11 protein-coding genes are annotated in these 14,366 nt (G+C 62.3%); 9 read left to right on the forward strand and 2 right to left on the reverse strand.

Annotation, left to right across the window (positions count from 1 at the left end):
• The first annotated feature begins 9 nt into the window (after positions 1–9).
• From AC2444_RS06345 to AC2444_RS06355, 3 genes are all read left to right on the forward strand, one after another.
• A complete protein-coding gene (locus AC2444_RS06345) occupies positions 10–981 on the forward strand; it encodes a beta-ketoacyl-ACP synthase III (RefSeq protein ID WP_012756903.1) in 972 nt (323 codons plus the stop codon).
• Between the two features lie 105 nt (positions 982–1,086).
• Positions 1,087–1,425 (forward strand): integration host factor subunit alpha, encoded by a 339-nt coding sequence (locus AC2444_RS06350; protein ID WP_003558352.1) that lies wholly within the window; start codon positions 1,087–1,089, stop codon positions 1,423–1,425.
• A gap of 151 nt (positions 1,426–1,576) precedes the next feature.
• Entirely contained in the window at positions 1,577–2,116 is a 540-nt protein-coding gene (locus AC2444_RS06355; protein ID WP_012756904.1) for a MerR family transcriptional regulator, read from the forward strand.
• A gap of 9 nt (positions 2,117–2,125) precedes the next feature.
• On the opposite strand, the gene AC2444_RS06360 is transcribed toward AC2444_RS06355, so the two are convergent.
• Positions 2,126–2,473, reverse strand: a complete 348-nt coding sequence (locus AC2444_RS06360; protein WP_017993577.1) for a response regulator — start codon at positions 2,471–2,473, stop codon at positions 2,126–2,128.
• Positions 2,474–2,846: 373 nt separating this feature from the next.
• On the opposite strand from AC2444_RS06360, the gene AC2444_RS06365 reads away from it, so the two are divergent.
• Positions 2,847–4,493 (forward strand): ATP-binding protein, encoded by a 1,647-nt coding sequence (locus AC2444_RS06365; RefSeq protein ID WP_017993578.1) that lies wholly within the window; start codon positions 2,847–2,849, stop codon positions 4,491–4,493.
• Between the two features lie 39 nt (positions 4,494–4,532).
• On the opposite strand, the gene AC2444_RS06370 is transcribed toward AC2444_RS06365, so the two are convergent.
• Positions 4,533–4,847, reverse strand: a complete 315-nt coding sequence (locus AC2444_RS06370; protein ID WP_012756907.1) for a DUF1236 domain-containing protein — start codon at positions 4,845–4,847, stop codon at positions 4,533–4,535.
• 324 nt (positions 4,848–5,171) lie between these two features.
• Here AC2444_RS06370 and bcsN point away from each other — a divergent pair, with 324 nt between their 5' ends.
• The 5 genes from bcsN to AC2444_RS06395 are packed head-to-tail and all read left to right on the forward strand — an operon-like array spanning position 5,172 to position 14,256.
• A complete protein-coding gene (gene bcsN, locus AC2444_RS06375; protein ID WP_012756908.1) occupies positions 5,172–6,152 on the forward strand; it encodes a cellulose biosynthesis protein BcsN in 981 nt (326 codons plus the stop codon).
• Positions 6,153–6,210: 58 nt separating this feature from the next.
• Positions 6,211–8,403 carry a UDP-forming cellulose synthase catalytic subunit gene (gene bcsA, locus AC2444_RS06380; RefSeq protein WP_012756909.1) on the forward strand — a complete coding sequence of 731 codons (2,193 nt, stop codon included), beginning with the start codon at positions 6,211–6,213 and terminating at the stop codon, positions 8,401–8,403.
• Positions 8,400–10,841, forward strand: a complete 2,442-nt coding sequence (locus tag AC2444_RS06385) for a cellulose biosynthesis cyclic di-GMP-binding regulatory protein BcsB (protein ID WP_012756910.1) — start codon at positions 8,400–8,402, stop codon at positions 10,839–10,841. Before bcsA ends, AC2444_RS06385 begins: the two co-directional genes overlap by 4 nt.
• On the forward strand, positions 10,838–11,884 hold the full coding sequence (locus tag AC2444_RS06390; RefSeq protein ID WP_012756911.1) for a family 8 glycosyl hydrolase: 1,047 nt from the start codon (positions 10,838–10,840) through the stop codon (positions 11,882–11,884). The genes AC2444_RS06385 and AC2444_RS06390 overlap by 4 nt, the downstream gene beginning before the upstream one ends.
• Positions 11,881–14,256: a hypothetical protein gene (locus tag AC2444_RS06395; RefSeq protein WP_012756912.1), complete on the forward strand. Its 2,376-nt coding sequence runs from the start codon at positions 11,881–11,883 to the stop codon at positions 14,254–14,256. Before AC2444_RS06390 ends, AC2444_RS06395 begins: the two co-directional genes overlap by 4 nt.
• Positions 14,257–14,366: the final 110 nt, after the last annotated feature.

A 14,366-nucleotide genomic window follows, 5' to 3' on the forward strand; every position in this document is an offset into this window, starting at 1 on the left:
CAATCAAAGATGATCCGTTCAGTGGTTCGCGGGTTCGGAGCCGCACTTCCGAAGCGCGTGATGACCAATCGTGACATGGAGGCCATCGTCGACACATCCGACGAATGGATCGTCCAGCGCACCGGCATCCGCCAGCGTTATGTCGCCGGCGATGACGAAACGACGGCGTCGCTCGGCGAGGCCGCCGCACGCGCAGCGCTTGCCAATGGCGGCCTGACACCTGCCGATATCGATCTTGTCATCTGTGCCACCTCGACACCGGACAACACGTTTCCGGCCACGTCGGTCAACATCCAGAACCGGCTCGGCATGAGTCACGGCTTCGCCTTCGACGTCCAGGCCGTCTGCACCGGTTTCGTCTATGCGGTGACGACCGCGGATGCCTATATCCGCGGCGGCCTGGCAAAGCGCGTTCTCGTCATCGGCGCCGAAACTTTTTCGCGCATTCTCGACTGGAACGACCGTACCACCTGCGTGCTTTTCGGCGACGGCGCCGGCGCGATCATACTCGAAGCGACCGAAGGCGAGGGAACCGTTAGCGATCGCGGCGTGCTGACCGCGCATCTGCGTTCCGACGGCTCGCACAAGGAAAAGCTCTATGTCGATGGCGGACCGTCGACCACCGGCACTGTCGGCAAGCTGCGCATGGAAGGTCGCGAGGTCTTCAAATACGCCGTCGGCATGATCACCGATGTCATTCAGGCGGCTTTCGATTCGACCGGCACCACTGCCGATGACCTCGACTGGCTGGTGCCCCACCAGGCCAATCGCCGCATTATCGACGGTTCGGCGAAAAAGCTGAACATCGATGCCGCGAAGGTGGTCATCACCGTCGACCTGCACGGCAATACGTCGGCCGCCTCGATCCCGTTGGCACTTGCGACTGCTGCCGGCGACGGCCGCATCAAGAAGGGCGACCTGGTGATGCTCGAAGCGATGGGTGGCGGCTTTACCTGGGGTGCGGTTCTGCTGCGCTGGTAGGCACGAATCCTAAAAAACTGGCGGCGAACAAGAGCTTGACCGTAAGGCGCAAGACAAATACTCTTCGTGCGATTTCACAAAATATTTTGTATGGGCGGGGAAACCATGACCGGAAAAACAGTGACGCGAGCAGACCTGGCGGAATCCGTTTTCCGAAAGGTTGGGCTTTCCCGGACCGAATCTGCCGAACTTGTGGAAACCGTCATCGACGAGATCTGCAACGCCATCGTGCGTGGTGAAACCGTCAAGCTTTCCTCCTTCGCCACCTTCCAGGTGCGCGACAAGAACGAGCGGATCGGCCGCAACCCGAAGACCGGCGAGGAGGTTCCGATTTCCCCCCGCCGGGTCATGACCTTCAAGGCGTCGAACGTGTTGAAGACGCGCATCCTCAAGTCGCATGTCGCTCGCAAGATCAAGCTGAAGCCGCAGAATCCGGCTCCCTGATAATTGGCTTCCCGTTTCGGAAACGGCTTTTTTTCTCCCTCGCACTCTCCATCCTTGTGCGCAACGTCAAGACATGACTTGAATTGTCGGCGCCAAACCGTTGAAATATGATGAGTCGCCGTAGGATCGAGCCGCGAGGTCGCGTAACAGCATGACGTTGGACAAGAGCCCCGATGCCTTTCGCACCATCAGCGAAGTCGCAGACGATCTTGATCTGCCGCAGCATGTGCTGCGCTTCTGGGAGACGCGTTTTCCCCAGATAAAGCCGATGAAGCGCGGCGGCGGCCGTCGCTACTATCGGCCGGAAGATGTCGACCTCCTCAAGGGCATCCGGCATTTGCTCTATGATCACGGCTATACGATCAAGGGTGTGCAGAAGCTTCTGAAGACCAACGGCAACAAGTTCGTCATATCGGTCGGTCATGGCGACCTCGCCAGCGTCGAGGCGCTAGCGTCGGGCGTGCAGGACACGGGTGCCGGGGAACCGCGCGTCGGCTTGGCCGACGAAGACCAGATCGTCGGCCGCGCTAAGCCGCCGATCACCCGCCGGTTCTTCAATTTCGTCGCCGGAGACGACGAGCAGGAAGTCTCGATCGGCAAATCGAGCGTTGGCAAGGAAGACAGGGCGCTGCTGCAGGAGGCGCTCTATGACCTCCTGGAATGCAAGCGTCTGCTCGATCAGGTGCGCTGAACAGGAACGTCAGGCTTCGGTAAGCCGCTTCATCGCCTGTTCGAGTTCGCTGAGCTGGAAGGGTTTTTGCAGCACAGGCAGCGTGCTTGGGCTGCTGCCTTCAGGTGCGGTACCGTATCCCGTCGCATAGAGATAGGGTTTTCCGCGTTCATCGAGCAGCTTTGCGACCGGCAGCGAACTCTGCCCTGCAAGCGAAACGTCGAGAATTGCAGCGTCGAACTCCGTATCCCTGGCGGTTGTCAGCGCCCGTTCCAGATCGGGCGCGCTCGCGCACACCCGGTAGCCCAGATCGGCGAGCATGTCCTCGAGCAGCATGGCAATCAGCGTGTCGTCTTCGACGATGAATATGTCTTTCATGATCCGGTTCACCCATTGCCCCCTTGCTAAAGCATGTCGCGCAAATTGTGAGCGGTTTTGCGATAACGACATGCCTAAAAACAAAGACCTAAAGCGCAAGGAGCGAATCTGAAAGATTGCGACACGCTTAGGCATGGAGGTTTATGTGGACTGCTTGCACGGCTCGTCAAGACGCCGTGGTCGGCAGTGCGAGAAACAGCATATTGCCGGTTGAAATTCGATGTGCAAAAGCTGGATGCCGTCTTTGCAACGGCTCCTGCATAATTCCTTAAATCGGAATCGATTTATGGAGAAAATTATGCAGCAATTCAAAGTGTTGCAGCGTCTTTTGCGGCTCTCGAAAGACGCGCGGCGCTGTAAGAAGGGGTGTCGGATGGATTTGCTGAGTGCCACGGATTGGCTGCGTCACAGGCCGGGTTATACATATCCGCTGGCCATTGCCTTCGTTGGCCTGACGTTTCTTCTGAGGCTTGCCGCCAGCGACTCTCTCTCCGGATTTCCCTTCCTGAGCTTCCTTCCGGCGATATTGCTCGCGAGTTTCATAGGCGGCGCCGGGCCGGGCTTTGTCGCGACATTGGTTGCCGGTTTCATTGTCCAGCAGTTTTTCGTCGAGCCGCATAATGTTTTCTGGCCGGCCAGCGCCGGCCAATGGGTCGGCCTTTCCACCTATCTTATCAATGCCGTGATCATCGTTGGCCTGATGGAGATGATCATCATCGCCCATGGCAGGCAAAGCCGCCTTCGCAGTGAACTGAACAGCTTCAACACGCGCCTCGAACAGACGGTGGTCCAGCGCACTGCCGAGCTCAGGCACGAGATGGAAGAGAATGCTGCCGCTCAGGCGCAGGTCCGCCAGTTGCAGAAGATGGAGACGATCGGCCAGCTGACCGGCGGCGTCGCCCATGATTTCAACAACATGCTGGCAATCATCATCGGCAATCTCGATCTCGCCCAGCGGCGCCTGACCGGCAGCGAGGATCCTCGCCTGCCATACTCCATCCAGAATGCCAGAGACGGGGCGCAGAGAGCGGCGGTGCTGACTGCGCGTCTTCTCGCCTTCTCGCGCCAGCAGCCGCTCGCCCCTGAGATGATCGACCTCAACAAGCTAGTCGGCGGCATGTCGGAGCTGCTGCGTCGCACGCTCGGCGAGCACATTCGGATCGAGACTGTGCTTGCCGGCGGCCTTTGGCCGAGCTTTGCCGATTTGAGCCAGCTCGAGAATGCCATCCTGAACCTTGCCGTCAACGCTCGCGATGCCATGCCGGGCGGCGGAAATCTGACGATCGAGACCGCCAATACCGAACTCGACGAGCGATATTCGCGCATGCATTCGGAGGTCGAGGCAGGCCAATATGTGATGATCAGCATCACCGACACCGGCACCGGCATGTCGCCGGAAGTGATCGAACGAGCCTTCGACCCGTTCTACACGACCAAAGGACCCGGTAAAGGCACCGGTCTCGGCCTCAGCCAAGTTTACGGCTACGTCAAGCAGAGCGGCGGCCACATCAAGATCTATTCAGAGATCGACAGGGGCACGACGTTGAAGATCTATCTTCCCCGTCATGTCGGCGCGGCGGACGCCCGGTTGAATGTCGCCGGCGCCCAGCCGCTTCCTCAGGGCAGCGTCAAAGATACGATCCTGGTGGTGGAGGACGATGAGAACGTCCGCACCATGACCGCCGAAAGCCTGCATGAACTCGGTTACACCGTATTGCAGGCGGCTAGCGGCATGGAAGCGCTTATGCTTCTGGAGCAAAATGCGGCAGTCGACCTGATCTTCACCGATATCGTCATGCCGCAGATGAGCGGACGCCAGCTTGCCGATATCGTCCGGGAAAAATGGCCGGCGATCCGGATCCTCTATACGACCGGCTACACCCGCAATGCCATCGTTCACAATGGGGTGCTCGATCACGGCGTTTCCCTGCTTGCCAAGCCCTTCAGCCTCGAGCAGCTCGCCCACAAGATCCGCGAACTTCTGAATGTACCGGCGAGGATGGAAGATGAGAGGACGTGAAGCCGAAATACGGCCGCACGTCCATAGTTCAAGATCGGGTTATTCCAGGACCTGGATGATGCGATGCGTCTTCGGCTCGACGATCACGCGTCGCTCGTTGACGACGGTATAACCGTAGCCGTCAATATCAGGCACGGTATGCACTTCGACGGTATCGGGCAGCGTCGTGCCGACCGCGATGTCGCCTTCATAGACGACGGAAGGTGTGTTTTGCTCCATCACATAGGTGCGCACCTCGCCGGGCAATACGACTGAGCCGGTCGGTGCGGGATCGGTGACGATGACGGTGCTCTGCGCGAAGGCGGCAGAGCTGATGGTCAGCATGGCGGCCGCAGCCAGCATGGTCTTGCGCATTGGATTTCTCCTTTTCCTACCTAAGACATCAAGGCAACGCTGGCCATGCGGCATAGTTCCCCGCGGCTTTTCGCAACAGCAGTGACAGACGCAATGAGAGCATTTAAGTTGTTACTAAATTAATTTTTGCATCATACGGTTGATCTGCCTGAACAGCGTTCGAAAAGAGCCCAGATGGTGATGTTAGAGCTCGCTTGTTTACTTTTCGCTAACCATGTTGGACGTTTATTCTGAACGGACGACCAACCGGTCGTTGATTCGACGATCCGTCGCGTTTCGGCTTGCGAATGGATCTCTAGAAAGACGATTGCGGCGGCTCGAGACATGCGCTTGCGGAAAACAATATTGCTGGTGGCCGTGGCGGGCATGATGGCCGGCTGCACATCGACAGGCAGTGTGCGCCAGCCTTCCGCGCCGGAAACCGTGGCGCCTGAAAAGGCGCTGGTCCTGCCGCCGCCGGGCGGCCCGTCGATCGTCAGCGTCGTCGAGCGCAAGCGCGGCAACGGCGTCGAGCAGACGATCTCGCTGTTTACCTCATCCTCCGTGCCCGGTCAGAATTCCCTGAAGGTCCAGTTCTTCGGCGCTTCCGGGGCCAATCCCGGCGCCGGCAATGCCGGCTTCAGCAAGATCAATGAGAGCGGCATTGCCCGCGAGGTGGCCCGTTCGGCCCCCGGCGTGCCGATGGCGACGTCGGCGACCTTCCTGCAGAACGCCTATGGCCCCTTCGGTTATGCCTCCGGCCGCAGCCGTGCCGGCGACACCTGCGTCTATGCCTGGCAGCAGATCCGCTCGAGCACCAACGCCAATACCCAGGCGCGTAATTTCGGCATGATCCAGCTGCGCCTGCGCCTTTGCGATGCGAGAGCGAGCGAGCGCCAGTTGCTCGGCATCGTCTATGGCTACACCGTCACCGGCACCTTCGACGGCGAGGTCTGGAACCCTTACGGCAATCCGCCGCCCGCCGACGTGGCGCTCGGGCGCACCGGCGCACCGATCTATCCCGACGAGGGCGGTTATCGCGCCAGCCCGATGCCGATCGGCTACGAGCCGGCGCCTGCCGTTGTCGGCCGGCCGCGGGCCGCTGCCGTTCGCAGCGCCTCGACCGCGCAACCAGCTCAAGGCGTCGCAGCGGTGCCGGCGCCTATCGGCCCGCGCGTGCCGCTGCCGGGAGAGGCGCCACTGACGAGCGCAAGGCCGGATGCGGCCGCCGCGCCAATCGAACAATCGGTAAGGGCGATCGGCGTCACCGTGCCTTCGCCGGACTGCATAGGCGACGCGGCCATGACGGCCGCCTGCCAGAGATAATGAGCATGCCCGCGGGCGCCAGATGATGCCCCGGTTGAGCAATTTCGAAGGAACGTCCATGCGCAAAGCCCGCAGTGTCATCATATGGGCCGTGGTTTCGCTCTGCATGATCGTGCTGATCACGCTGCCGGTCAACCTGCAGACCCAGCTCATCACCAGCATCACCGTCGTGACAGTCATGGCGCTGATCAAGGTGCTGAAGGGCGAGGGGACCTGGCGCCTGGTGGCGCTCGCCTTCGGTACGTCGATCGTGCTGCGCTATGTCTACTGGCGCACTACCAATACGCTGCCACCTGTGAATCAGCTGGCAAATTTCATTCCCGGCCTGCTGCTCTATCTTGCCGAAATGTATAGCGTTGCGATGCTGGCGCTCAGCCTCTTCATCGTTGCCACACCTTTGCCGTCACGCCCCTCGCGTGCCGCCAAGAATGAGCGTTTCCCTCATGTCGACGTCTTCGTACCATCCTATAACGAGGATGCCGGCCTGTTGGGAAACACGCTGGCCGCCGCCAAGGCCATGGATTATCCGGCCGAGAAGTTGCATGTCTGGTTGCTCGACGACGGCGGCACCCTGCAGAAGCGCAATTCCGGCAAGCTGCTCGAAGCCCAGGCGGCTGCCGCCCGCCATATCGAGCTGAAGCAGCTCTGCGACGATCTCGATGTCCACTACCTCACGCGCGACCGCAACGAGCACGCCAAGGCCGGCAATCTCAACAACGGCATGAAACATTCGACCGGCGAACTCATCGCCGTCTTCGATGCGGACCACGCGCCGGCCCGCGATTTCCTGCTGGAGACGGTGGGTTACTTCGAAGACGATCCGAAGCTCTTCCTTGTCCAGACCCCGCACTTCTTTATCAATCCCGATCCGCTGGAACGCAACCTGCGCACCTTCGACAAGATGCCGAGCGAGAACGAGATGTTCTACGGCATCATCCAGCGCGGCCTCGATAAATGGAACGCCGCCTTCTTCTGCGGCTCGGCCGCGGTTCTGAGCCGCAGGGCGCTCGAATCCCAGAACGGCTTTTCCGGCATCAGCATCACCGAGGATTGCGAGACGGCGTTGGCGCTCCATGGCAGCGGCTGGAACAGCATCTATGTCGACAAGCCGCTGATCGCCGGCCTGCAGCCAGCCACCTTCGCAAGCTTCATCGGCCAGCGCAGCCGCTGGGCCCAGGGGATGATGCAGATCCTGCGCTTCCGCTTTCCGCTTCTGAAGCGCGGCCTGACGATCCCGCAGCGCTTCTGCTACATGTCCTCCACGCTTTTCTGGCTCTTCCCATTCCCGCGCACGATCTTCCTGTTTGCGCCGCTCTTCTACCTGTTCTTCGATCTGGAAATCTTCACCGCTTCGGGCGGTGAGTTCCTCGCCTATACGCTTGCCTATATGCTCGTGAATCTGATGATGCAGAACTACCTCTACGGGTCGTTCCGCTGGCCCTGGATTTCCGAGCTCTACGAATATGTCCAGACTGTGCATCTACTGCCGGCCGTCGTCTCCGTCATGCTCAATCCGAGGAAACCGACCTTCAAGGTCACTGCCAAGGACGAATCGATCGCCGTCAGCCGTCTGTCGGAAATCAGCCGTCCGTTCTTCGTCATCTTTGCGGTGCAGATCGTCGCGCTCATCATCACCATCTACAAGATTTATGCCGAGCCCTATAAGGCCGACGTCACGCTCGTCGTCGGTGGATGGAATGTCATCAACCTGATCATGGCCGGCTGCGCGCTGGGTGTCGTGTCGGAGCGCGGCGAGCGCGCCTCGTCCCGTCGCGTCAGGGTCAACCGGCGCTGCGAATTCGGCGCCAACGGCAAGTGGTACACGGCTTCGATCGAGGACGTCTCCGTCCACGGCGCAAGGCTTCACATCTTCAACAAGCAGCTCGACGAGATGCTGGTCGGCGCCGTCGGCGAAATTCGCTTCCGGCCCTATAGCGGCGCGGATCTGGAAACCCTGCCGCTCATCGTCCGCAATATCGAGCCGTCGGGCGACATCAGCAATGTCGGCTGTCAGTACGTGCCGAAAAGCGCGCTCGACCATCGCCTGATCGCCGACCTGATGTTTGCCAATTCCGGCCAGTGGACAGAGTTCCAGGCCTCGCGCCGGCGCAATCCTGGCCTGATCCGCGGCACTATCTGGTTTCTCGGCATGTCGTTCTACCAGACGAGCCGCGGCCTCGTTTACTTCTTCCGCAGCATGCGGCCGGAGCGAGAAGCCCAGCAGCAGGCGGCAAAGGTCAACGCCGGATGAGAAGCATCGTAGCCGCCTCGCTTCTCCTGCTGAATGCCTCCGCCTTCGCCCAGGCGCAGACGGCCCCCTTCGACATGTCCGGCGAGCGGCCGCCCGGTGCGTCCGTTACCCCGCGTTTGGCGCCGCCTGCGGCGGCTGCGCCGGTTCCCGTCACTCCGCCGGTTTCCGTCATACCCGCGCCCGCAACCTCGGCTGCTCCTGTTCCTCCGTCGATCGCCGTCCAGCCGCAGCCGACGGCGCCTGCGCCACAACCAGCCGCCATGGCAAATACCGCCGCGCCGCCTCGCCCCGGCGATGTCCGCCGCTTTGTCGTGCCCTTTTCGAAACTCGGCCTCGGCGGCGAATACGACCGCCGGTCATGGTCGGTCTATCTGACGCCGGAGCAGGCGGCGGCCAAGGCAAGCTTCACCTTCGCCTACCAGAATTCGATCGTCGTCGCGCCTGAGGCCTCGGTGCTGACCGTCTATCTCAACAACCGCCCGATCGGCCAGCAGCGCGTCGGCTCGCCGGATGGCTCTTCGGCCGTCACGTTCGAGGTTCTGCCCGGTCTGCTGCAGCCAGGCGCCAACCTCGTCACCTTCGAAGCCGATCAGCGCCACCGCACCGATTGCAGCATCCAATCGACTTATGAACTGTGGTCGAACATCGATCCGGCCGGAACCTATCTGAGCTTTGCCGGCAGGGATGCCGCCCAGCTATCGAGCGCCGATGCAATCCGCGCCATCGGCGTCGACGGCGCCGGCAAGACGGAATTCGACATCGTTGTCCCGGCGCTGGAGCAGCCGGGAACCACCAAGCCGCTGCTACGGCTGGCGCAGGGCCTGTCGGTGCTGAGCAGCATGCCGAACCAGATCTTCGCCTTCAGCACCGCTTCGCTTCCGGCTGGCGGGCCTGGCAAGCTCAGCGTGCTCGTCGGTACCGCAGCCGAACTGCGGCCGCTCTTTCCTGGCCTGCCGCCCGGCGCCGAAAGTGCAGCACTCGCCGCTTTCGTCACCGATCCGCGCAGCGGCTCGCCGGTACTTCTGATCAGCGGCCCCTCCTGGCAGGCGGTCTCGTCGGCGATCGATACCATCGTCTCGCCGACAGATCGGTCCTCGGACGTCCGCCGCGACGTGCTGACCACCGAGCGCTGGAGCGCGCCGAACGCGCCGCTGGTCTTTTCCGATACCAACATCGCCCTGTCTCAGCTCGGTGTGAAGACCACCGAATTCTCCGGCCGGCGGTTGCGGACCAGCTTCAATATCGCTGTACCGGCCGATTTTTATGCCAATGCCTATGGCGAGGCGAAGGTGCTGCTCGACGCCGCCTATACCGATAACGTGATGCCCGGCAGCCACATCGATATCTACGTCAATGACAACATCGCCTCCACCGTGCCGATCACCACGACATCAGGCGGCATTCTCCGTCATCTGCCGATCCGCGTGACAATGCGACACTTCAAGCCCGGCCTCAATTCGATGGCGATCGAGGCGATCCTGATGACCAAGGACGATGCGGCTTGCGCGCCGGGCGCGACCGCCGGCGCCACCCCGCGCTTTGCCCTGTTCGATACCTCAGAGCTGCAGATTCCGGATTTCGCCCGCGTCGGTCAGCGTCCGAACCTGGCCGCAATGGCCGGCACCGCCTATCCCTATGGCCGGGCCACGGAGCCGACGCCGCTCTTCATCGACCGCATCGATGCCGACACGCTTTCGGCTGCCGCCACGCTGCTCGGCCAGATGGCCATCACCGCCGGCCATCCGATCGCCGTCGAAACCGTCGCCTCGCCGAATACGATCGGCGATCGTGATGCGATCTTCATCGGCTCCATCTCGCAGATGCCGACAACGGCGCTGTCGCAGACCAATATCTCCACGACGAGCCAGGCCTCGTGGCGTCCGGTGGCCGATACGCAGCCGGGCGTCGTCGATACCGGTACGGCCTTCGAGGAGTGGAACTCCAAGGTCAGCGGCGGTGTCTTGCACAACCGGGTCACCGCCTTCCGCGAGTGGCTGTCGCGCAATTTCGATATCTCCCGCAGCTCGCTGCAATTCATCCCCGGCGCCGAGCAGATTTTCACGCCGGCCAACGCCGACACGCTGCTGGTTGCACAGGGCTCCAGCCCCGCGGGAGCCGGCGCCTGGACCGTGGTGGCGGCGCCGTCGGCGAAGGATTTGCGCGAAGGGCTCGAGGTTCTGACCGCGCAGCTGAACTGGCCGCAGATATCAGGCCACATCACCACCTATTCGAGCAAGACAGGCAAGATCGAAACCGTGCCCGTCACCCGTTTCGATTTCGTGCCGTCCACCCCCTGGTCGATCGCCAATTACCGCCTGATCGCCGCCAACTGGCTGTCGACGAATATCCTCTCCTACGCCTTCCTGCTGGTCGTCTTCGTGCTGCTGATCGGGATCACCACCTCGAGCATGCTCAGAAAACTGGGCCGGTCCAAATGAGGCGGTGGCGCGCGCTCCTGCTGGCGGCAACGGTCGCGTTCGCGGCCGCGAGCCCGCCTGCCGTTGCCCAGCAGGCGATGATCAATGCCGGCGCATGGGCGGCCTACAAGGCGAAGTTTCTCGATGCGACCGGCCGCATTATCGATAACGGCAACGGCAATATCAGCCATAGCGAAGGACAGGGTTATGGCATGCTGCTCGCCTATCTCTCAGCCAGTCCCGCCGATTTCGAACAGATCTGGTATTTTACCCGCACCGAGCTGCTGCTGCGCGACGATGGCCTGGCCGTCTGGAAATGGGATCCGAACGTCAAGCCGCACGTCACCGACACCAACAACGCCTCGGACGGCGACATGCTGATCGCCTATGCGCTGGCGCTTGCCGGCACGGCGTGGAAACGCAACGACTATATCCTCGCTGCCTCCCGAATGGCGCAGGCGCTGCTTGCCGAAACCGTTGTGCACGCGGCCGGCCACACACTTTTGTTGCCGGGGAGCCAGGGTTTTGCCGCTACCGACCGTGAGGACGGCCCCGTCGTCAACCCGTCCTACTGGATTTACGAGGCGATCCCGGTGATGGCGGCGCTCGCTCCGTCGGATGCCTGGCAAAAACTGTCGGATGATGGCCTAACGCTGTTGAAGACGATGCAGTTCGGCCCGCGCAAGCTTCCCGCCGAATGGGTGAGTCTCAGCGGCCAGCCGCAGCCGGCGCAGGGTTTCGACTCCGAATTTGCTTATAACGCCATCCGCATCCCGCTCTATCTCGCTCGTGGCGGCGTCACCGACAAGGCGCTGCTGACCCGTCTGCAGCAGGGAATGTCGCAAGACGGCGTTCCCGCCACCATCGATCTGACCACCGGCCGGACGAAGACTGTGTTGCCGGACGCAGGTTATCGAATTGTTAACGATGTTGTGGCCTGTGTAGTCGATGGGACCAAGTTGCCGATCTCGGCCCTGCAATTTGCGCCCACACTCTATTATCCGTCCACGCTTCAGCTGTTGGGGCTGGCCTATATTGGGGAGAAGCATCCAGAGTGTCTGTGAAGTCTTCTCTCGTGGCGGTTTCAGCGGCAGTCGTGGTGGCAACCCTCGTCACCGGGCTGAAAGATCGTGCCGCTCTGCAGGAAAAATTCGGCCTTGGGTCTGCCGGCAAGCCGGCACCGGAGCTGATGATGATGGGCCGCATCAAGCCGGAGGTTCCTGCCGGCAATTCCGAATTCAATGCGCAGCTCGTCGCCGACAAGATCGAGGCGATCACTTCGCCGTCGCCGTCACCACCGGACACGTCCGATTCGGATGCCGCTGAACCGCAGCCTGCAGCACCGCAGCCTGCGGCACCTCAGACGGCTGCTCCGCCGGCTCAGACCGTCGCCCAGCCGGCACCAGTGACACCCCCAATCGTTTCCGCGCCGCCGGCTCCGCAACAGGCGGCCGCGGCGCCGCAGCCTGCCGTCGATGAAAGTGCGCTTCGTTATTTCGCCAGCCGCGGCGACAAGGTGCGCCTGCAGGCCGAGATCTCCCGCCTTCAGGCGCTCTATCCGAACTGGGTCCCGCCGGCCGATCCGCTCGCCGTGCCGCAGAATGGCGACAAGCAGCTCGAGGCCATGTGGCAGCTCTATTCGGATGGCCGCTATGCGGAGCTGCGCAAGGCCGTCGCCGACCGCCAGGCAACCGATGCCGGATGGCAGCCGCCGGCCGATCTGCTCGACCGGCTTGACGTCGCCGAGGCCCGCGCCCGCCTCGTCAATGCTTCGGACCTCAAGCAACATGCGACTGTGGTCGATATCGCTGCTGCAACACCGAGCCTGCTCACCTGCAGCGAGATCGATGTCCTCTGGCGCGTCGCCGAAGCCTTCATCCAGACGGAGAGGGCGCAGCGCGGCCAGGACGCCTACGCTTATATCCTGAAGAACTGCACCAATCCGGCCGAGCGGCAGGCGACGGTCGAGAAGGCCTCGACGCTGCTTGCCTACCAGCCGATGCAGGCGCTGCTCGCGCTGGAGAGGCCTGCTGCCGACGGCAGCAAGGAATTCAATGCGATTCGCGACAACCTCGCCCGACGCTTCATGGCCGAGGGCGATGACGATCCGAATCTCGCCATCGCGCCCGATTATATCGCCCGCCTCGAAAAACTCGCCGGGACGGAGGGGCTTGCCTCCGATGCGCTGCTGCTCGGCTGGTACCAGCTTCGCCGCAACAATGATGCCGATGCCGAGAAATGGTTCCGTGCCGCTCGAGCCAAGCAAGATTCGGCGACCGCTTCGCAGGGGCTGGCGCTGGCGCTGATCGCCCGCAAGGCGCCTGAGGAAGCCGAGGACGTGATGTTCCGCTGGCGCGCCGATTCCGACGACGCGACATCAACCTATCTCGCCGCTACCGCAAACCTGATGGCGTTGGAGCCGCCGGCCGATCTGGCCGAAGACGTGCTGCACCGCATCGCCACCGAGGTCATCGCCCGGAAATATGTGCCGACGGCGCAGCAATTCGGCTGGTATGCCCGTTCCCTCAACCAGTTCCAGACCGCCGCACGCTGGTTCGAGACGGCGCTTGCCTGGAAACCCGATGACGAACCGTCCGCCTATGGCCTTGTCATCACCCGCGAGCAACTGAGCGACCGCAAGGGCGTACTCGACCTCCAGCGTGCCTGGACCGGCCGGTCGAGCCGGATCACTAACCTCGAAGACACGTCGTCCCTGATGCCGAATGCTGTCACGCAGCCGCCGGCGAAGGGGGGGCTTGCCGCACAGCAACCGGCTCAGCCGACGCAGCGTCCCCCGGCCGAGCCGCTTCCGGCCGAGCGCCGCGTCACCCTGCAGCCGGGGTCGGAAGTAGTCGTTCGCGCGGCAGGGCCATCTATGGAGACGGTCAACGTCCCACGCGGTCCGCGCCAGACGCGCGGCTGCTCGACGACAATCGATGCGGGGCAGCTTAAGCCGGCCGACGCGCTGTCGCGCGGCTGGTGCCTGATGGATATCAACCGGCCGATGGAGGCGATCTCGGCCTTCGAGGCGGCATTGCAGAGTCCGGCCCGCAAGGTCCGCGAAGACGCAGCCTATGGCCAAAGCCTTGCCTATCTGCGCGCCGGCCTCTCCGGCAATGCCGCCGTTGCAGCCACCAAAGCACCGCAGAACCGCCAGCGCGCCGCCGAGCTTCAGGTGGCGATCCTCGCCGACCGTGCGCTTTCAGCCTTCGACGCCGGCCGTTACCGCGAAACCCTCATCTATCTTGATCAGCGTGCCCAGCTGCAGCAGGAGCGCATCGACCTGATGGTTCTGCGCGGCTACTGCTACCTCAATCTCAAAATGTACGGCGATGCGACCCGTATCTTCGAAGCCGCTGCCGCGACCGGCAGCCGCGACGCCGCCCGCGGTCTTGCCGACGTCCGTAACGTCACCCACCCAGACACCAACAACTGACGTTGACGCCGTTTCCGCTCTCCGCTAGTCGCTTGCGTAGCTTCTAAATACCACAGCGTCCCTTTGCACGTCTTCAAAGACGCGCGGCGCTGTGACACGCAAGGAAACGC

The sequence above is a fragment of the Rhizobium sp. WSM1328 genome, assembly GCF_057653715.1.